Annotated in this window: 13 protein-coding genes; 4 read left to right on the plus strand and 9 right to left on the minus strand. The window is 47.5% G+C overall.

Annotated elements, in window-relative coordinates; all coding sequences use genetic code 11:
* Window positions 1-33: 33 nt before the first annotated feature.
* Window positions 34-582 carry an RNA 2'-phosphotransferase gene (locus D0A34_17160; protein UNU22345.1) on the minus strand — a complete coding sequence of 183 codons (549 nt, stop codon included), beginning with the start codon at window positions 580-582 and terminating at the stop codon, window positions 34-36.
* Between the two features lie 322 nt (window positions 583-904).
* Window positions 905-1,588 (minus strand): class I SAM-dependent methyltransferase, encoded by a 684-nt coding sequence (locus tag D0A34_17165; protein UNU20371.1) that lies wholly within the window; start codon window positions 1,586-1,588, stop codon window positions 905-907.
* 524 nt (window positions 1,589-2,112) lie between these two features.
* On the opposite strand from D0A34_17165, the gene D0A34_17170 reads away from it, so the two are divergent.
* Entirely contained in the window at window positions 2,113-4,968 is a 2,856-nt protein-coding gene (locus D0A34_17170; protein UNU20372.1) for a diguanylate cyclase, read from the plus strand.
* Between the two features lie 146 nt (window positions 4,969-5,114).
* Complete coding sequence (locus D0A34_17175; GenBank protein ID UNU20373.1) at window positions 5,115-5,696, plus strand: Uma2 family endonuclease; 582 nt, start codon at window positions 5,115-5,117, stop codon at window positions 5,694-5,696.
* Window positions 5,697-5,755: 59 nt separating this feature from the next.
* Here D0A34_17175 and D0A34_17180 read toward each other — a convergent pair whose 3' ends face one another.
* On the minus strand, window positions 5,756-5,962 hold the full coding sequence (locus tag D0A34_17180; protein ID UNU20374.1) for a hypothetical protein: 207 nt from the start codon (window positions 5,960-5,962) through the stop codon (window positions 5,756-5,758).
* A 385-nt stretch (window positions 5,963-6,347) separates the two neighbouring features.
* On the opposite strand from D0A34_17180, the gene D0A34_17185 reads away from it, so the two are divergent.
* Both D0A34_17185 and D0A34_17190 read left to right on the plus strand, forming a co-directional pair.
* The gene (locus D0A34_17185; protein ID UNU20375.1) at window positions 6,348-6,641 is read left to right on the plus strand and encodes a hypothetical protein; all 294 of its coding nucleotides are present in this window, start codon (window positions 6,348-6,350) and stop codon (window positions 6,639-6,641) included.
* Window positions 6,628-7,767 carry a hypothetical protein gene (locus D0A34_17190; protein UNU20376.1) on the plus strand — a complete coding sequence of 380 codons (1,140 nt, stop codon included), beginning with the start codon at window positions 6,628-6,630 and terminating at the stop codon, window positions 7,765-7,767. The genes D0A34_17185 and D0A34_17190 overlap by 14 nt, the downstream gene beginning before the upstream one ends.
* Window positions 7,768-8,369: 602 nt before the next feature.
* On the opposite strand, the gene D0A34_17195 is transcribed toward D0A34_17190, so the two are convergent.
* The 6 genes from D0A34_17195 to D0A34_17220 all read right to left on the minus strand — a co-directional run bounded on the left by D0A34_17195 (window position 8,370) and on the right by D0A34_17220 (window position 19,599).
* A complete protein-coding gene (locus D0A34_17195) occupies window positions 8,370-9,215 on the minus strand; it encodes an ATP-binding cassette domain-containing protein (protein ID UNU20377.1) in 846 nt (281 codons plus the stop codon).
* A 184-nt stretch (window positions 9,216-9,399) separates the two neighbouring features.
* Entirely contained in the window at window positions 9,400-11,400 is a 2,001-nt protein-coding gene (locus D0A34_17200) for an ATP-binding cassette domain-containing protein (GenBank protein UNU20378.1), read from the minus strand.
* A 218-nt stretch (window positions 11,401-11,618) separates the two neighbouring features.
* Window positions 11,619-12,464, minus strand: a complete 846-nt coding sequence (ntrB, locus tag D0A34_17205; GenBank protein UNU20379.1) for a nitrate ABC transporter, permease protein — start codon at window positions 12,462-12,464, stop codon at window positions 11,619-11,621.
* Between the two features lie 64 nt (window positions 12,465-12,528).
* Complete coding sequence (locus tag D0A34_17210; GenBank protein UNU20380.1) at window positions 12,529-13,914, minus strand: bicarbonate-binding protein; 1,386 nt, start codon at window positions 13,912-13,914, stop codon at window positions 12,529-12,531.
* A 781-nt stretch (window positions 13,915-14,695) separates the two neighbouring features.
* Entirely contained in the window at window positions 14,696-17,461 is a 2,766-nt protein-coding gene (locus D0A34_17215) for an HAD family hydrolase (protein ID UNU20381.1), read from the minus strand.
* A 680-nt stretch (window positions 17,462-18,141) separates the two neighbouring features.
* Complete coding sequence (locus D0A34_17220) at window positions 18,142-19,599, minus strand: chemotaxis protein (protein UNU20382.1); 1,458 nt, start codon at window positions 19,597-19,599, stop codon at window positions 18,142-18,144.
* Between the last annotated feature and the right edge of the window lie 327 nt (window positions 19,600-19,926).

The raw sequence follows: 19,926 nt of genomic DNA on the forward strand, positions 1-19,926 counted from the left end.
TTTGTGGTACACCTTCTACAAAATAAGTGAAAATTATCCACTTATTTTGAGATAAGCGGGCGGCACAAAATCTACTAACCAAACTTTGTTTGCCGAGCAGTAAAATGTATGACCATCACGTTGCATGGCGGCGGCATCTACAGTAAAGACTGCCGGGATGCCATGTCTTGCACCTACTTGGCGCGCCGTCTGGATATTCATCGACAAATGAACATGATGCCGCGACATTTTCCTAATTCCTTGAGTGAGAATAGACTCCACAGCAGTGCTACCTGTTCCGTGATATAAAATATCCGGGGGAACACCGGGTTCTAACTGCAAGTCAACCTCTACGCTGTGTCCTTGGTTAGCACGAATTAGAGTGCCTGTAGAGTCAAATGAAAAGCGCTGCTTGTCGTTTTGCGCGACTACTTCCTTGAGTTCTGCAAGCTGAACTGTAAAGTTATTTTTTTGGCACGCCTCGAGGAGTTTGCTAACAGGAACCCAGCCACCGGGAGCGAGTTCAAGGCCGATGCGCGAGGGCGCGTGACGCAGGTGTTTGCTGAGATATCGGCTGATTTTTACTAACCGAGAAGCGTTGATCATTTTACTTTATTTATTGAGCTTTTAAATCACCTTTCCCAAAATGTCACTAGCGAGTTATATCGTTGATTTTAGGCGGGTTGGTGGAATCGGCTTGCACTGCCAGAGGGCGTTTGAGTGAACCCGCCTCTACAGGTTTTCGGACAAGGATTTCCGGAGGTAAAAAATAATCTTACGCGCGAATTATAGCGGTAATATCCGCTCTTAAGCACCTACATAATTAGGTTCGGTGTCCGGAAAATAAAAAGTGTTAACTGTGCGATTTATCACGAGCTTTATCTTTTAATAATTATCAAAAACTCTGCATTCTGCCCAATGCCTTCTACCTTGGGATCACTCCGCCAAAAACAGCAAAATTTAGATAGCGCCAGTGACATCCAGCGGAGGCAAAACCAGCTTCTGCAAGCCACTTTGTCTGCTCTTCCACAGAGGAGGGAATATCTTCTTCTCGATATTTTTTAAACCAGGCGGCATCGTCTTCTCCGTTAGCTTTCATGTACTGCCGCCACAACTGTTCGTATTGCTCAGTCAGCCGGGGAGTAGCACCTGTCACAATATCTCGAATTAGCAAGATTCCCCCTGGATTCATCGAGTGGAAAAGTTTGTGAAATAGCTGTTGTTTGCCTGCGCTGTCGAGGTGGTGAATTGCTAAGCCTGAAACTACCAAATCGTAACCGCTGCCGAAATCATCTTCGGCAAAATTTCCTTGCTGCAAGGTCAGCCGTTCTCGGAAAGCGGACAAGTTTGTTTGGCAAATTTTCAGCATATTTTCCGCCATGTCAAAGGCTAGGACATTTGCTTGAGGAAATGCTGACAAAATCCTTGCAGACAGTATGCCTGTCCCCGCCCCTAAATCCAGAACTTTTATGTTAGCATTAGTTTGAAAAGGGATTAACTGCAATATTAAATCGTGTTGTTCGCGATAGCGCGGAATGAGGCGAGGAATTAAGCCGTCATAATCAAATGCTCTTTGTTCAAATTGCTCGCGTACAGTGTCTAAATTCACAGACTATTTTCCTGAACTTGTTAATAGTTGAGTGCGCCAATGCAGTTTGGCTGTTCTATCGTTTGAGGTTATATTACATATCATAATACAAAAAAGGTACAGACCTGTCAAGATGTATAAGAAAATAATTTAAAAGAAGTTACGGACGATCGCCAGACAGGGACTTTGTGCGCCCAAACCCGCCCCTGAGCTGGGAACTGTCTAGCCCTGCACCTATATCTCCTTTAGTGCAGATGAGGCAGAATGCCACAGACTCGAAAGCCTGCCGAAGACGAGACTTTGTGCCAGATACTAGGAGTAATTGTGAGAAAAAAGTTGACGCTTATGATACCCGTTTCAAACAAGAATGCAACTGTCGGTGTGTGCTCCACACCATAAATTTCTCCGTGATTCCCCCTAGTAAAATATAAAAGATAAAAACGAAGGAGCCACCAGCCGATCATCGGCTAGATCTGAAAAAATCAGTCCTCAGATTGACAAACTTTAGCCAACTATAAACAAAAATTGAGTTGACTCCCGAGTGGATGTGGTACCTGCCAATTTTTCAGGAAGATGAAGAGATACAAAATATTACACCCGTCGGTGCGGGAAAGAAAATTGTGATAATGAATCAGGGTGCAAGTAGATTAGGTGTCAGCCGTCAGGGGAAAATAGAAGTTATGGAAATCCAACAACGGAGTAAGGATAAGCCCGATCGCCAGCAACAAAACGCGTCCGATCAGCTCGATCAACTTTCTACGACCAAAGAGCTAGATTCGTTGCTGCAAGAATGTTTAGATTTTAAAAGAGTGATCAACCGATCCGCACTTGCGGTGAGGACTGACGCGCGAGGAATTATCAACTATGTCAGCGAACGAGTTTGCTCCCTCTCCAACTATTCCCAGGGCGAACTAATCGGCAGCCACTTCCGCATCCTCCATTCGGAATATAAATCTTCGGAATTAATCAAAAATCTGCTGTCAACTGTTGCCAAAGGTGAAGTTTGGCAAGGAGACATTAAGAATAAAGCCAAGAATGGAACTGATTATTGGGTGTACGCAGCAGTAGTTCCACTGTTGGACTGTAAGGGAAAACCCTGTCAGTATTTGGCGATCGGATTCGACATCACCGATCGCAAAGCCGTTGAAGCCGCCCAAGTCGCAGCCAACCGGGCAAAAGACGAATTTCTGGCGATGGCATCCCACGAACTGCGATCGCCCCTGAGCGCGATTTTGGGATGGGCGCAGCTAGCTCGATCGCGCAATTTCAACGAAGCCACCACCAGCCGCGCTTTGGAAATCATCGAGCGCAACGCCAAATTACAAAACCGACAAATAGACAATCTCCTCGACCTCTCGCGGCTGCTGCGGGGGAAAGTGTGCCTGAACATCAGCCGAGTTCACCTCCCGTCGATCGTAGAATCTGCGATCGATACCCTCCGTCCCGACGCCCAGGCTAAAAATATCCGCGTAGAAAAACATTTCGACCCCGCCGTCGATTACATTTGGGCAGATGCAGAACGTTTGCAACAAGTAGTCTGGAACCTCGTTACCAACGCCATCAAATTCACCCCAGAATCGACACCAAACCCAGTTCAAGTGCGGATCGAGCCTAGTCCGTCCGGCGTCTTGATTCGGGTCAGCGACAGCGGTTGTGGCATCGACCCCAAATTTCAGCCACACATCTTTGACTACTTCCGCCCCGCAGACAGCTTTCAGAGCAAGGAACAGCACCGGCTTGGGCTGGGGCTCTCAATTGTGCAGCAGTTGGTGGAACTGCACGGGGGAAGTGTTTGGGTTTCGAGTCCGGGTATCGGTCAGGGGGCGACCTTTGGGGTGCTGCTACCGAGTGCCAACAAAAATGCACCCGATGATCGCACTGCTGCGATCGCCCAAAGTGAAAGCAGACCCGGATCGGTTTCCAAACCCCTAGCCGGAAAGCAAGTCCTGGTAGTGGAAAGCAGCGCCGAGATCCGGAAATTTCTCAAAACTGGCCTGGAAGCATTTGGAGCCAAGGTAACAGCGGTGGGTAGCGCCTGCGAAGCGATGGCGGAGTTGCAACAGTCGCGGCCCGACGTGTTGGTGAGCGATATGACGGTATCGGGAGCAGATGGCTGCGATTTGATCCGCCGCATCAGAGCAATGGAAATGTCCGAGCACAGGGAACTGCTGCCGGCCGTGGCGCTGACGGAAGGCATCGAGGAAGAAGATTCGGCATCGGCGCTGGAGGCGGGGTTTCAGAGGCATTTGTCGAAGCCGGTGGAAGCGAATCAGTTGGTGAGCGCGATCGCCCAATTGGCTGGACTGACTGGATTCGGCGCCGGAGAGTGGGATTCGGGAAATGTCGGGGCGAGCCGACCCCAGACCCCGCTGCCGGAACCTAACAGTTCTGACGACAAAAATAATGGGGAACTATTAACAACTGACAGCAGAGAATTACCGCTGTTGCTGGTAGTAGAAGACAACAATTTTTTGGTGGCTTACCTCCAAACTTTATTAACTCCTTACTATCGAGTCGCCGTCGCGAGTGACGGAGTTGAAGGTTTAGAAAAAGCCAAAAGTTTGCAGCCAAATTTGATTGTGAGCGACCAAATCATGCCCAGACAAAACGGTCTGGATTTGCTTAAGGAGATTCGGAACACGCCAGAATTGAAATCGACTCCGGTAATCTTTTTGACAGCGCGCTCGGGGATGGAAGCTCGGATCGAAAGTTTGGATGCGGGTGCTGATGATTATATTTCAAAGCCTTTTGACGAGAGGGAATTGCTGGCAAGGGTGAGAAATTTGTTGCGATCGCACTCAGCCGAACAGCAGTTGGCGGAGCTCAACCGTCAGTTGCAGCAGCAGAAAAAGCAGTTAGAAACGGTGAATAGAGCCTTGCACTATTTGGCCACTTACGACAGTTTGACTGAGGTAAGAAACCGCCACTCTTTTAATGAATACCTCGAGACGGAATGGCGGCGTTTGGCAAGGGAAGAAGCACCGCTGTCTTTGATTATGTGCGACATTGATTATTTCAAACTTTACAACGACACTTACGGTCACCAAGCGGGGGATGAATGTTTGCGGAAAGTGGCGGCGGTTATCCAACATTCGGTAAAGCGACCGGCAGATTTAGTAGCGCGTTACGGTGGAGAAGAATTTGTAGTAGTTTTGCCGAATACGGATATTGAAGGTGCGACTTGCGTAGCTGAAATGATCGCACAACAGGTGCGGGGTTTGCACATACCTCACGCTAAGTCTGCTGTCAGCGAATACGTGACGCTGAGTTTGGGTGTAGCTTGCTGCATTCCGGCGCCGATCTCGCAGCCGGGGGAGCTAATTGCGATCGCCGATGAGTCGCTTTATCGGGCGAAAGAAGCAGGGCGCGATCGAGTTTCGGTGGCCACAGTTGAAGGATAATATAATAGTTAAATCAACTTGTATGATGCCTCTGACATCGATCGTTTCGATTTAAACAAGTTTTTGGCATCGGACGCACCATACCAATGTGCTGGTAAACTTGTGCGAATTCAAATTGCTATAAAATAGTTAAAGGAGGTCGTGCCATGACAGCAACCTTAGACAAACCAAAAGACCAGCGCCTAATTCACTCCGGGATTGATTGGCAACAATTCAAGCTAATCGAGCAGGGGTTTTCGGATTCCCCCGGGATTAGACTGTTTTATTTCAAAGGTGAGGTAGAAATCTTGGCAGTTTCGCAAGAACATGAATCTTTCAGCAGGACGATCGCAAGTTTGCTGATGGACTACTTTGTGGAAAAAGAGATTGAATTTAACCCGTTGGGTAGCTTTACCCAAGAGAAGGGACAGGAAGTCTCAGTACAAGCTGATGAATCTTTTTTAATTGGCAAGTCAACAGGTATTACCCCCGATCTTGCCATCGAAGTAGTGTTTACCAGTGGGGGAGAAAGCAAATTGAATCGCTACCAAGCATTAGGAGTCCCCGAAGTTTGGTTTTGGGAAGACGGAGTATTTGGCCTGTATCATTTGCGATCGCACGGATATGAAAAAATTGACCAAAGCGAAGTTCTGCCCGGTTTAGACATCAACCTGCTGTCTCGCTGCTTGCTGATGGCTTCTAGGGTTGAAGCAGTTAAGGAGTTTCGGCGCGGGATTTCTGCGGTTTAGAGAAAAAGTGGTTTGGGCGATCGCTCCCCCATTTATAAATATATTGTTAGGATACAATACTAATCTTTGTCTTCTTTCATTTGCTGGCGAATGGCTGCCTCAATCTTAGTATGGAAATCCGAATCTCCCACTTTCGTTATGATTGAATTCGATCGCTTTTTCCGCCTGTATAAGTAGGCTTGCAGGGCAGCTTTATCCCCGCGATTTTTAAGAAAATAACGCTTCAATTCTGCATATGACATTGCAGTATAATCTACTTGGCTCATTAAAATACCTCCCCATTTGGAGCAATTTTAATCTCAATTTCCTCCTCATATCTAGCCAATACGAACAAATTTTTGCTGTTGTCAACACAGACGAGGTGAATAGGTGGCAATGCCAAATAGGTCAAGTAATAAGTGATTCGATACAAACCCTCTAGCACCAGGTAGGTAGGCATTCAAACCTAAAAGTTTCTCGAAACTAACCTCTACTTTAGCATTTCTGTCTGCGATCGCACTTTCACCTTCCCAGATAACGTCGGTCAGTGCAGCAAAGAGTTATGGAATTTGGTTTGTGGCTGTTGACAGCCATGTATTACGAATGTAGTATTAAGTTACGGTAGAAAAGCTCGATCGATCGACACCAGTAAACAAAATTTAGAAACAACCTATGCAACCCATCCGACAAGGCGACGTAATTCTCACTCCCGTACCGAAAATCGAAGGAGAAAAAAAACCTCACCTAACTCTCGCCGAAGGTGAAGTCACGGGACATTCTCACCAGATTATTGAGGGACAAGCTGAACTTTACGAAAAAGACGGCACTCTGTACTTGCGGGTGCTTTCACCCACAGCTTTATTGAGTCACGAAGAACACCATGCGATCGCAATTCCCGAAGGTAATTGGATGGTGCGAATTCAGCGCGAATATGAGCCGCAAGGTTGGAGGTATGTCGCAGACTAAGGTTAAAAAACTAACGCCAGAACAAGCAGCTTTCATTCCAGTTTATCGGGAAAAGTGGAGAGCGATCTCGCTTTCCACTGGCCCGATAAATCGCTCGCAAGCTGCGGAAACAATAAAATCGGCTTACAGTGCGATCGGCAAAAAAGCACCGGAAATCATTTTTGTCGATCGCCCGTACGAAGCTGCTGATATAATCCTCAGTCAAATTGACAATCCGAGGAGCTTACTGCGGAGTCAATTCGAGACAAAACTGCGGAGCGAACTAGAAAAACAACTGCGGAGTTATCTGCGGGGTCAATTAGAAAGCGAACTGCAAAATCAACTGCAAACTCAACTAGAAGATAGACTTTATACTCAACTGCAAACGCAATTGTGGGAGCCGCAGCGCAATTATTTAGCGGGCGAAATAGCAAGCCAATTGCCGCCGCAACAGTTGATCGATGAGCGGAATGAAGAAATCCACTGGGAGATACTAGGAAAACAACTCAATAATTGCATTCAACCAGAATTGTGGGCTGGTTGTGGCAGTTTGTTAGATTTTTGTATTTCCGTTCTCAATTTACCTCATTCTTACGGCAGAAATTGGATAGTTTTTCAATCTCTTGTGCGGGATTGCGGCTGGATTTATCCCTTCGAGCGAGTTTGTGTTGTGTGCGAAAAGCCGATCGCACTTTCTGCAGACAGCAACCACCGCTTGCACGCCGAAGGAAAACCGGCGGTACAATTTGCCGACGGTTTTTCGATTTACGCCTATCACGGCGTGATTTTGCCCGAATGGTACGGTAGGCTGCACCCGCACCAGTGGCAGTCTAAGTGGGTGTTGAAGGAACAGAATGCAGAAGTTCGGCGCGCGTTAATTCAGGGAATTACTTACGATCGCATTTGTCAAGAATTAGCGGTGACAGAATTAGATAGTTGGCAGGAATACACTCTATTAAGCATCGAGTTTGACGATGATTTTGATTGGGTGGGTAATGCAAAGCCAGTTTATTTGTTAAAAATGACTTGTCCGAGTACGGGACACATTCACGCTTTGCGAGTGCCGCCTGATGTGCGATCGGCTCTTGAGGCAATTCGCTGGGTAAATTGGGATATTGACCCAGAGGATTTTTCCGTGCAAACCTGAGTAAGACCAATTTAAAAAAGTCTGCTGGCTACCATCATCAGTCTTATACCAATTGTTAAAAGTCACAGAACCCCGCGCCGGACTTAGGATCAGCCGTTTCCCTACCCGATCCTCTGTACTTTACTCAACTGAAAACCGCTATATTGACAAAAGCCTTAATTCATGAAACACCGATAAACGTTCCCACAGTGTGCCAGTTCAAAGGGTGGAATGCACAAACCCTCGATCGCCCAAAAACTGTTAATAACATGAAGAAGAAGCCCACCCTCGATCGAAGGTGGGCTTTGTTCATGCCAGCTTACCGACAGCTAGGCAATCGGGTCTCTTGGCTGGTAGACGTAAAATATCGGAAAAAGATCCGAACGTCCGAAAAAACTTATCGCCCACCATTAAGCTTCAGTTTACCCAACCGGATCGGGAAAATTGCGCCCCTAGCGATGTTCCCCTGAAACCGGGGAACACTGAGGCTTCAACTTTTCAATAGACTTCTGCAAAAAAGTTCGTCTTTCGCCGGCAGGATGCCCAACCCCTACTCCGCACAAGAATTAAAATTTTTCGAGAAGTCTTATAATTCTCTTCTTTAACTGGGATTTCCCAACTGATTAGGCATCGTGATCGTGTGCAAAACGACGGAACAGGAAATCTAGGGCGTAGTTCCGCAAATTGTAGTATTCCGGATCTTCCATCATTTGAACCCGATCGCGCGGACGCGGAAAAGGAATCTCCAAAACTTCGCCAATTGTCGCCGATGGGCCATTAGTCATCATCACCAGTCGATCGGCCAAAAACAGCGCTTCGTCAATATCGTGAGTAATCATCAACACCGTACAGCGGTGATCGTTCCAGATTTTCAGCAACTCTTCTTGCAATTCCTCCTTAGTAATTGCGTCCAGAGCACCAAAAGGTTCGTCTAAAATCAGCACTTTCGGGCGAATTGCCAAGGCGCGGGCAATAGAAACCCGCTGCTTCATCCCACCCGAAATTTGCGGCGGTCTTTTCTCAGCAGCTTCTGTCAATCCCACCATCGCCAAATGCTCTTTGACGATCGCATTTTTTTCGACCTTCGACTTATTCGGAAATACAGCATTAACAGCTATATAAACATTTTCAAACACCGTCCGCCAAGGCAGCAAAGCGTAACCCTGAAACACCACCATGCGATCGGGGCCCGGCTTTGTAATCCGCTGCCCGTTAATCGTCACGGTACCGGAGCTAGGATGGCTAAAACCCGACACCATATTTAACAGTGTTGATTTGCCGCAGCCCGAGTGTCCGATCAGAGTAATAAACTCTCCCTCAGCTACATTCAGATTGACGTTTTCTAAAGCCCTGTAACCGTTTGGATATTCTTTGTAAACACTGTCCATCACCAAAAAAGGTTGGCGGTGGTCTTTTCCCGGCTGGATTTGAGTTTTGGTGTTCGTCTGGTTTTTAGCGGTGTTGAGCATGGGTTTAGGAAATTGTGAGTGGGTGATTCGCAAAGAAAGAAGGAAGTTCGGCAACGAGCAATGTACGGGATTTAACGGATGTAACGGAGGTCATGAAGAGGGAATTGCTCACTAGCAATTAACAGCTAAAAACCAACAACTAACAATTAGCAATTAGCCTGTTTTTATCCAACGAAAAACCGCTCTAAGCAGCTCTGCGACCGGAATCGAGTACAACTTCCGCCATCGTGAAATCGCGTTTAATCGCCAGATTGTTGAGATAGCCGATCGGATCGTCAGCATTAAACACCGAGCCGTCAAACAAGCTGAGAGAACCGCGAGTGTAAGTAATATCAGCCATCCCCAGCTCTCGCGCCGCCGTGCTGAACGCACCGACTCGCACCACCCGCTCCAGAATTTCCACCCAGTTGCGCGGGAACACAGTATCGCCCCAGCGCGCCATCTGCACCATGTGCCACAGTTGTTCGGTGCGGCTTGGGCGATTCACCCCCTCTCCAGAAAACAAGTGGTGGGCGTATTCCCGCATCGGAGTATCGAGGTTGCAAGCAACAGATTTCGGGTCGCCGAGTTGGATGTAACTCTTATCAGTAGCGACGTATTCCCTTCCCGCGACAATTTCCGAAACCTCGGCGGCGTGATTTGGATCGGCGCAATAGTGGCAAGCTTCGAGCAAAGCTTTGACTAGAGCAATGTGAGTGTTGGGATAAGCATTTGCCCAGTCTTCCCGCACCCCCAGAATTTTCGCGGGGTGTCCCGGCCACAGTTCCAAATCTGTCGCCACCGTAAAGCCGACTCCTTCCATCGAGGCCCGCAAATTCCAAGGTTCGCCGACGCAGAAACCGTCAATAGTGCCGCCCTGCAAGTCAACGATCATCTGAGCCGGTGGGATATTTTTCAGCAACACATCGCGATCCGGGTCAATGCCGCCGGAAGCCAGCCAGTAACGCAGCAACAAGTTGTGCATCGAAGAAGGATGGACGATCGCCATACGGTGCGTTTGCGCGGGCGTTCTCTGGAGCATTTCTTTAAAGTCTGCCAGAGTGTAGATCCCTTGGTCGTAAAAGCGCCTCGCGAGGGTAATTCCGTTGCCATTGCGGCTCATGGTGAGGGCTGTAACCGTCGGAATCGGCTTCTCTTGGTGGCCCCCCAAGCTCAACCACATCGCCATCCCAGAGGGCATTTGAGCTGCGTCTAAGTAACCTGCGGCGATGCCGTCTACGATGCCGCGCCAGCTTGTTTCCCGCACGAGGTGGACTTCATCGAGGCCGTGCTTGGCAAATAAGCCTTTTTCTTTGGCGACGGCGAGGGGAGCGCAGGCTGCGAGGGGGACGAAGCCGATTTCGAGGTTTACTTTTTCTAGGCCGTGGCGGGCGATCGCGGGTACTTTCCGCGCCCGCAGTTTTTTCACCCGCTTCTGCTGGTTGAGGAAGTAAATCATTTCGCTACGTAGAGCGTAGTAGCTGGGGTGTGAGACGACTTCCATCCGCTGGCGGGGGCGGGGGATGTCTACTTCGAGAATCCCGCCAATCTTCGATTCTGGGCCGTTGGTGAGCATGACAATGCGATCGCTCAGCAACACCGCCTCATCCACATCGTGCGTTACCATCAGGGCGCTGATTTCGTACTCTTGGCAAATTTCCATCAACTTTTCTTGCAAGTTGCCGCGAGTCAAAGCATCCAAAGCGCCGAAGGGTTCGTCTAAGAGTAACAGTTTGGGGCGCAGGGCCAGAGCACGGGCGATCGCCACGCGCTGTTTTTGTCCGCCCGACAGCAGTGCCGGTTGCTTCTCGGCGTGGGGAGTTAAGCCCACCATATCGATGTGTTTTTGAATGATTTCGAGGCGTTCCGCCTTGGGTAAGCCACTCATCACCGAATCTACAGCTAGAGTAATATTTTCTCTGACCGTCCGCCACGGTAGCAGCGAATAGTTTTGGAATACTACCATGCGATCGGGGCCTGGCTGGGTGATTCTTTGCCCTTCAATTGTCACCAATCCGGATGTCGGCAAATCCAAACCTGCCACCATATTGAGCAGCGTAGATTTGCCGCAGCCAGAGTGTCCAATTAATGAGATAAATTCGCCTTTTTTAATTTCCAGATCGATGCCTTTGAGGGCTATGTATGTGCCACCGTCTGATAAATTAAAAACTTTTTCGACTTGTTCTACTGCAATCAAAACAGACATGATTTTCTTGCCTTTTTTGTAGGTTTGTTATTTCGATAGCTGCTAATTAACTTCCCAGGCAGAGCCTAGAAGTAGATTGGAGGGAGAGACTGGAAGTATAAATACTGTGACTTTCCCGTAGAATATTATCTACTTCTTCCCTCTTCTTCCTTCGTGTCCTTCGCGTCTTCGCGGTTAAATAATCCTAATTCTTCCGGCATCCAAGAAGTAACTCAAAACTACTTTCCTTGACTAGGAGCAATCTTTTGCTGCAACCAAGCCATCATGCGATCGAGCAACAAACCAACAGCGCCAATGTAGAACACCGCTAACAGAATTTCGCTGATGTAGTTTTGCTGGTAAGCATTCCAAATAAAGAAGCCGATACCCGTAATCCCAGACATCACAATTTCCGCAGCAATAATCGCCAGCCAAGCCAAACCGATCGCAATTCTCAATCCTGTGAAGATATAAGGAAGCGCCGACGGAAACAAAATATTCATGTAATATTCCTGACGAGAAAGTTGCAGCACTTTCGCCACGTTGTTGTAATCGTCGGGAATTTGGCGAACACCTTCAGCCGTGTTGATTAAAATCGGCCAAACTGAGGTGATAAAAATCACGAACAAAGCAGCAGGTTCGTTTTGTTGCAGTGCAGCCAGGGCGATCGGCACCCAAGCCAAAGGCGCTACCATCCGCAAAAACTGGAAAATCGGATCTAAAGCCCTATTTAAAAAAGGATTCGTACCTACGACAACCCCCATGCTGATTCCCACAGCCGCCGCGAGAGTGTAGCCTTTTGCCACCCGTTCCAAACTAGCCAAAGTCTGCCAAAATAAGCCGACTCCGTAGGTTTTGGAGTTCATGAAAGGATACAGCAACAAAATCCGCGTCCGTTCGTCAGTCCAAACGCTGATCGGCCCGGGCAGTTTGATCAGTCCCGTACTTGACAAGAACTGCCAAACTAACAAAAATCCAATTACTCCCAAAATTGGCGGCAAGATATTCGGGGAATTCTTCTTCCAAAATTCGCCAAATGCTCCTTGGGCATCGACTCCGCCTCTCCGATTTGTGCTGACAGCCATCTTGTTAATCTCCTATGTTTCTGCTGTTTTTTTCGAGACTCAATTATGCGAAGCTAAGACCCCATCACACTTTTTTAATTGCCAAACTCTTAAGGTAAGCTTCGGGATTTTCCGGGTTGAACTCTTTGCCGTCAAAGAACTTCTCAATGCCGCGAGACGTACTTTTCGGAATGTCAGCATCAGCAACTCCGGCTAATTTAGCTGCTTTCTTCCAGATATCTGCACGGTTGACTTTATCGATGAGTGTCTTTTTGTCTGCCAAGGTTTTTGTCGGCAGGAAACCCCAGCGAACGCTTTCGGTAATGAACCATAAATCGTGACTCTTGTAGGGATAAGAAACGTTGCCGAGGTCGTCTTTCCAGTACAGCGGACTGCTCTTGAAGTCGTTGATGTCTGGTTTGCCGTCGCCCATGACATACTTGCCTTCATAAGGAGGCGTCAAAACCGTCGGAGATACGTCAAAGAAGTTTCTTCCAGAAACAATGGCGACTAATTCGGCTCGATGTTCGGGCTTGTCGCACCACTGCTGTGCCTCAATTAGTCCTGCGAGTAAGGCTTCGGTGGCTTTGGGGTGTTTGTCTACCCAGTCGCCGCGAATTGCTAGATATTCCTCTGGATGTGCTTTCCAGATTTCGGAGGTGAGGGCGGACATGAAGCCGATGTTTTCTTTGACAATCCGCAGCGGCCAGGGGTCGCCGGTGCTGAAACCGTCCATACTTCCGGTTTTCATGTTGGCCACGGTTTGGGCGGCCGGTACTGTTAGCAGTTCGACATCTGTATCGGGATTGATGCCGTTAGCTGCCAGCCAGTAGCGAAGCCACAAGTCTTGGTTGACTTTGGGGAAGGTGTAGGCTGCTTTGAAGGGAGTACCTGCTTGTTTGAGGCCTTTGATGTAGTCTTGGGCCGCTTGATCTAGTTTAAGTCCGAGCCCTTTGCCTTGGTGTTTGCTCGCGATCGCAATTCCATTTCCTTGAGTGTTCAACTGGGCTAGAACATACATCGGGATTTGGACGCCGTTTTTGGTGATCAGACCTTTACTAATTTGATAAGGCATCGGCATTTGCCACTGGCCGCCGTCAATGCCGCCGCCGGCAGAGCCGATTTCTACGTTATCTCTGGCAGAGCCCCAGTTGGCTTGTTTAGCAACTGTTACCTCAGTCATGCCGTATTTGGCAAAAAAGCCTTTTTCTTGGGCAATGATTAAAGGTGCTGCTTCGACGATCGGGATATATCCCAATGTAATTTTAGTGCTTTCAATTCCTTCGACTCTTTTCTCGTTGGCAACAGCCATTACTGAGGTAGCCGCGGGTATTGCGCCGTCAGCACCGGCAGTTGCACCGGGTTCTGGGGGATTTCCCAAACAGCCTTTGAGCAGTATTGAACTGACAGCAGATGCACCTGCTGTAACGATAAATTTACGCCGAGAAAATTGCTCTGAAAACTTTGTCATAGTCTAGCCTCGCTGCAATTCATAATCTTCTGTAACGACATCACTGAAGTTTATCAAGGCGCTTTTTTTCTGTTCGCTAAGGGAATTTAGCGAACTGTTTTGAGCGCTGGTTGGCAGGAGGGAGCAAAAGATTTATCGCTAGCATAAGTCTTTAAACTATCCCTGCTGATTTGACTTTTTTGATTAATATCGATATTTCGATCGGCCGAGTTCTGTGAACTCACTTTTTGCGAGCCGCACGTTTCCTTGACTTGATAATTAACTCTACCTTACTCGCGCCACAATTCTAAAACAATTATTAAATTTGATTGATAAGTAAATCTTTTAGGATGACGCTATCGATAACGAACCGTTGGGAAGGGCGATCTGGTTTGCTTATCAAAACTGGTTCAAACCAAGACTTGCTGGGTAAAGGTTGTAGCGAATGGCGATCGGGGCTCATTTAAATCTATTGTCAATAAGCGGCAAATCTCGCTACCCGCGCACATTTACTTTGTTAATATCTCTCTACTTTTTTAATGGTTAATTGTAGTGCATTATACAGAAACAATTAAGGTTTTACGAACCGGCTGTTTTCAAAGGGTTAACGGGTTTTCATTGGTGGACTAAAATTGGCGCTTAATCGTAAGTGATTTACCGAATATGATATGACGTGGGCTTTCAGGTTCGATTTCTGTAAAACAGAGAAACCCGGTTTCTTGAAGAAACCGGGTTTCTGAACACCCGAAATTACTAATCGGTGGCAGTACCTACAAGTTCGATCGCACTTTTGTGCAGCAGGTTAGTTGGGCGGGTCAAAGCGGTTGACCGAGAGAGCAACACCGATCATCGGTAGCGCGACTCCGAAACAAATCAACCACTGATCCAAGTTCATTGGAGCCGTCTCAAATATGCGATTGACAAACGGAGAATTAGCAAAGATGATCTGCAAAATCACCGCCAGGACAATTCCCACACCGAGGGCGGGAGCGCCGCTAACTTCTTCCTTAGAACCGCTAAACTTAGCAATCAAAGAAGGCAACAACTGGCTGAGACTCAACAGGTAAAAAATTCTCCCCATTACCAAAGCTTGAATCGCCATCGTGCGAGCCAGTTCCAAAGTTCCCCACTCCGCTTGGCGCACCCATTCAAACATTCCGAAAATCAGAGTCCAGTTGTAAAGAGAAATAGCGATGATCCGCTTGATCCGATTTCCGGTGAGAAAAGGTTCGTTTACCGGTCGGGGCTGCTGTTTCATGACTCCCACGGACTTGGGCTCGAAAGCCAGAGGCACAGTCATGGTGATCGAGTTGAGCATATTCAGCCAGAGAATTTGTAGCGACAAAATCGGCAATTCTCGACCTAGGAGCGTGCTGAGCAAAATTGTCATCGATTCTCCGCCGTTGACTGGGAGAATGAAGCTGATTGCTTTGAGCAGATTTTTGTAAACCGATCGCCCTTCTTCTACAGCAGATTCGATCGAAGCAAAGTTATCGTCAGTCAGAATCATGTCCGCGGCTTCCTTAGAAACCTCCGTACCGCTACCCATGGCAATCCCGATATCCGCTTGTTTGAGAGCGGGCGCGTCGTTAACGCCGTCTCCCGTCATCGCCACAATTTCGCCTTTCTGCTGCAAGGCTTCTACGAGGCGGAGTTTTTGTTCGGGGGCGACGCGGGCAAAAACTGAACCTGCTTCTACAGCTTCGGCGAGTTCGTTCTTGCTCATTTCGGCGAGTTGGGCGCCGGTGTAGGCTACAAGTTCTCTGTGGTGTTTAGTTTTGCGGAATCCCATGCGGCGGGCGATCGCCTTGGCTGTAGCGATGTGGTCGCCGGTAATCATTTTGACTTGGATGCCGGCGGTTTGACAAGCTTGGACGGCTGCGATCGCTTCTGCCCGCGGCGGGTCAATCATGCCTTGCAGTCCCAAGAAAACCAGGCCTGACTCCAAATCCGAGTGATCGACGGAATTTTGGCTTTGGGGTACTGGCTTTTTCGCTAAAGCCAAGACGCGCAAGCCTTGCTTTGCCATTTCATCGACTTGATGGTGAATTTGTTCGCGATCGACTTCTACCGGATTTCCTTGAGTGTCGAGACTGGAAGCGCAGCGGCCGAGAATTGATTCTACTGAACCTTTGACGTACAAAATTTTGCCAGTGGGAGTTCGGTGCAGCGTCGCCATGTATTGAAACTGAGATTCAAAGGGAATTGAATCCAGCCGCTGCATTGACTTGGACAAAACTTGCTGACTCAAATCAGCTTTTTTGCCTGCAGCAATTAATGCTCCCTCTGTCGGATCTCCGACGACAATCCAATCATCATCTTTAAATTCCAAGTGAGAGTCGTTGCAAAGGAGTCCAGCTTGCAAACATTCTTGCAAAGTTGGAGCTTGACTGACAGTAATTGGCAGTTGATTGAGTTGAATTTCACCTTCGGGGCTGTATCCCGTACCCGTAACCGAGTAGGATTCGCCGCCAGAATAGATTTCTTGCACCGTCATTTGGTTTTCCGTCAAAGTTCCGGTTTTGTCGGAACAGATGACTGTAGCGCCGCCGAGGGTTTCCACTGCGGGCAATTTGCGGACGATCGCGTGGCGATTTGCCATCCGGGAAACGCCTACGGCTAGGGTGACGGTGATGACGGCGGGTAAGCCTTCGGGAATTGCGCCGACAATCAGGGCGACTGCGGGTTCGACTGCTTCTTTAAAGGCTGAAACCCCCTCAGGGACTGGCCGCCCCAATCGAACGGCGAAGGTCAAGGTTGCCATTCCCAGCACGAATAACAGCCAGTTTTGACTGAATTGGTTGAATTTGCGGGTTAAGGGGGTGGTGAGGTCGAGGTGCCGATCTAATAGTTGGGAGATTTTGCCGGTTTCGGTTTTATTGGCGATCGCAATTACGATGCCGCTACCTTGGCCAAAAGTGACAAAACTGCCGGCATAGGCCATGTTATCCCGTTCTGCTAGTGGCGTTTCTTGTGGCAGAACCAAGTCTCCAGATTGTCCTAATTCTTTTTCGACAGCAACTGATTCCCCGGTGAGTCCCGATTCGTCGATTTGCAAGTCGCGCACTTTCACTAAGCGCAAGTCGGCCGGTACTTTGTCGCCGGAACTCAGGATTACTAAGTCGCCGACTACGAGTTCTTTGGAGGGAATTCTTAATTTTTTGCCACCCCGAATGACTGTGGCTTCGGTGGTGACAGCTTGGGCTAGGGCTTCAATTTTTTTCTCGGCTCCAGCTTCTTGGATGAAACTAATAGTAGCGTTGGTGGTTGTTACGCCCCAAATTACGCTAGCGTTTAGCCATTCTCCGATCACTGCTTTGATTAAACCTGCACTCAGCAAGATGATCAGGAGGGGTTGGTTAAATTGCAGGATAAATTTTAACCAGGCTGGTTTCGCTGCTTTAACCGTTAGTTCGTTGGGCCCGAATTTCTGTTGGCGATGGTTGGCTTCTGTCGGTTCTAAACCGCTTTCCAGGTTGGTTCCTAAGATAGTTGCAACCTTGGATATTTCTAGGTAGTGCCAATATTGCTCTGCTACGTCTACATCGTTGGCGGATCTTGATGGCATGATTCTTCCTGAATATTTGGGGTGTCTGACGAACTTCGATCGCTCATTAATAGGCACGCTCAATACAACTCACCGCTCGTTGGAGCGTGAATATATTGAGCGGCCTAATTGTTTGTTGAATGCTTTAACGGGCTGTGACTTACATCTATATTACAACGGATGTGGCCGTTTGTGGCAATAGATTTGGGAAATTTTTTCCGGCGCTAGATCTTGTTTGGGGCTTGGTGGCTAAGATGGGGAAAAGTCGATCGAGTCGCTTGACATTTGGCAAATTTTAGGTGTGGTTAAAGAAATAGGGAAGAAGGCAGAAGGCAAAAGAAAAATGCTGCGACTCCCCCACTCTCCTCCTCCTGGGCTCCCCGACGGACGATCGCCGATCGTGTTAAAACCTAGTTAAGCGACCATATTCTGAACTTATAGAAATAGTAGTGAGGCTGGTGCTGGGTTCGGTGCTCTTAGTCTGGGGAATACGGTTCGGGCGGGTGTTAGTTCGATCGTCCGTTACTGCTAACGATTTGTTTAAGGGCAGAAATTCGATCGCCCTGGCTTTCGGGATGCCATCGCCTGCGATCGTTTTGACTTGGAGGTCGGCTGTTTGACAAGCTGGGAGGGCTGCCAGATCAATTCATGACTCAATGCTATCAATTGCTAGTCTGCTAGCCCAAAACACTCAGCGCCCTTTAGACAATTGAATTGAGATTTTGGGCTGCATCGTTCAATTGTTGAGTGCCTACTTTGGTTTGAGTAATACCGCTAGCGGTTTCTTTTGCCGATAGGTTGAGGCTGTTCATCGCCTCCACTACTTGTTGAATGGCCACGGCTTGTTGTTGGGCAGTTAGAGAAATTTGTTGATTGTTCAATACCACATTATTAACAGCATTTGCTACTTCCGAGAAAGCTGCTGCCGTTTCTTGACTGATTTTGGTTCCTTCTTCTACTGTTTTAGTACCTTCCTGTGTCACCGTTACGGTGGAATTTATCGCCTTCTTGATATCACCGACTAGGCGGTTAATTTTCTCGGCAGATTTCTTACTTTTATCTGCTAGTTTGCGGATTTCTGTGGCTATGACGGTAAAACCTTTGGCGTTTTCGCCCGCCCGGACTGCTTCTACTGAGGCATTCAGTGCCAGCATATTTGTTTGATTGGCTAAATCTGTGACATCAGTAGAGATATTGCCAATCTGATGGGTTTGTTCGCTCAAGTTCAGAATTTGTGCCGCGATCGCCCCGACATTTTCTTTCAATATTGTCATTGATTCCAGGGTTTGCTCCACTGCTAGGGTTCCCTTTTCAGTGATCTTTAAAGCTTGCCGTGCAGATTCCGCACCAGCTTGGGCTTGGTGGGCTGATTGTTGGGAAGCCGCGCTCAACTCATCCATTGTGATTGTAGTTTGATTGACAGAGCTAGATTGTTGTGCGGCTGTGCGTTCCTGTTGTTCAACTGTGGCAGCAATCTCTGTGGAAGAACTGGCGATCGTATTTGCTACCTGATTGATTGGTCGGATAATTTTAGCAAAAATAAATAATACAATAAATGAACCAAATACTACAGCAACAATCGTACCTCCTATCGAAACAATCGCCGCTAATTGCTCCGACTGTTTTGCTAATTTGGTTCTTTGAACCAGTAGATTATCTTCTACCTTAAGCATTTCTGCCAGCTTAGCCCTGATTTCATCCATAAATATCTTGCCTTTACCTGAAAGCACCAAGGCTCTTAGCTCTGGTTCTTTCCCCGCCCTTTTCAGGGATATAGTTTCCGCTAATTCATCTAGTTTTTGCTGACCCAACTTTTCAACTTGGTCCAATTTTTTAACTTGCTCAGGGTTATCTTTTATTAACTCTTTTGTCTCATTTACTGTTTGATAAAATGCTACTTGACCATTTTTATAAGGTTCTAAAAATTCCTCCTTGCCAGCGAATATAAACCCCCGCTGTCCTGTTTCAGCATCCAATAAATCTTTTTCTAGGGCTTGTAAATTTGTCTTGACTACATAAGTATGCGTTTGCCACTCAATAGCTTCGGCTAAATTATCCATACTCAATTTAGTGGCAAATCCGATGGTAATCATTAACAAAAAAAGGGACCCGAAGCCCAACGGAACTACTTTACTAAGCCGAATAGTATTTTGCGACATTTCCGTTTTTACTCCTTGATGAGTTGTTGACTTTTGTGGGTAAGTTACAGCATCAATAATTTCCTGCTATTTTTAACCAGAGTAATTATTTAATCCCTAATACTAATTCATAATTAATGCCCCTTTTTACCTCGAAAAAAATTCCAGCGCTTCTTTTTGCTTTCCTTGCTTTACTAACTCAACCATTGACTCAGACTCATCAACAAAAATCTGACAAAAGTTAATGTCGAGCAAGCGATGCAGGTCAAGCCTTTAGAATTAATGGTTGTTTTCCCTGCTTCGATTTTGGATAAATCCTGTTTATTCGATTGTAGCGAGAAATTGAGG

It is taken from the genome of Microcoleus vaginatus PCC 9802, from assembly GCA_022701275.1.
In the GTDB taxonomy this organism is placed as follows: Bacteria; Cyanobacteriota; Cyanobacteriia; order Cyanobacteriales; family Microcoleaceae; genus Microcoleus; species Microcoleus vaginatus_A.

What these genes read in the sequence shown, in the direction of transcription:
- D0A34_17170 (UNU20372.1), top strand. Translation starts at nt 2,113, where the DNA reads ATGTGGTACCTGCCAATTTTTCAGGAAGATGAAGAGATACAAAATATT.
- D0A34_17175 (UNU20373.1), top strand. Translation starts at nt 5,115, where the DNA reads ATGACAGCAACCTTAGACAAACCAAAAGACCAGCGCCTAATTCACTCC.
- D0A34_17180 (UNU20374.1), bottom strand. Translation starts at nt 5,962, where the DNA reads ATGAGCCAAGTAGATTATACTGCAATGTCATATGCAGAATTGAAGCGT.
- D0A34_17185 (UNU20375.1), top strand. Translation starts at nt 6,348, where the DNA reads ATGCAACCCATCCGACAAGGCGACGTAATTCTCACTCCCGTACCGAAA.
- D0A34_17190 (UNU20376.1), top strand. Translation starts at nt 6,628, where the DNA reads ATGTCGCAGACTAAGGTTAAAAAACTAACGCCAGAACAAGCAGCTTTC.
- D0A34_17195 (UNU20377.1), bottom strand. Translation starts at nt 9,215, where the DNA reads ATGCTCAACACCGCTAAAAACCAGACGAACACCAAAACTCAAATCCAG.
- D0A34_17200 (UNU20378.1), bottom strand. Translation starts at nt 11,400, where the DNA reads ATGTCTGTTTTGATTGCAGTAGAACAAGTCGAAAAAGTTTTTAATTTA.
- ntrB (UNU20379.1), bottom strand. Translation starts at nt 12,464, where the DNA reads ATGGCTGTCAGCACAAATCGGAGAGGCGGAGTCGATGCCCAAGGAGCA.
- D0A34_17210 (UNU20380.1), bottom strand. Translation starts at nt 13,914, where the DNA reads ATGACAAAGTTTTCAGAGCAATTTTCTCGGCGTAAATTTATCGTTACA.
- D0A34_17215 (UNU20381.1), bottom strand. Translation starts at nt 17,461, where the DNA reads ATGCCATCAAGATCCGCCAACGATGTAGACGTAGCAGAGCAATATTGG.
- D0A34_17220 (UNU20382.1), bottom strand. Translation starts at nt 19,599, where the DNA reads ATGTCGCAAAATACTATTCGGCTTAGTAAAGTAGTTCCGTTGGGCTTC.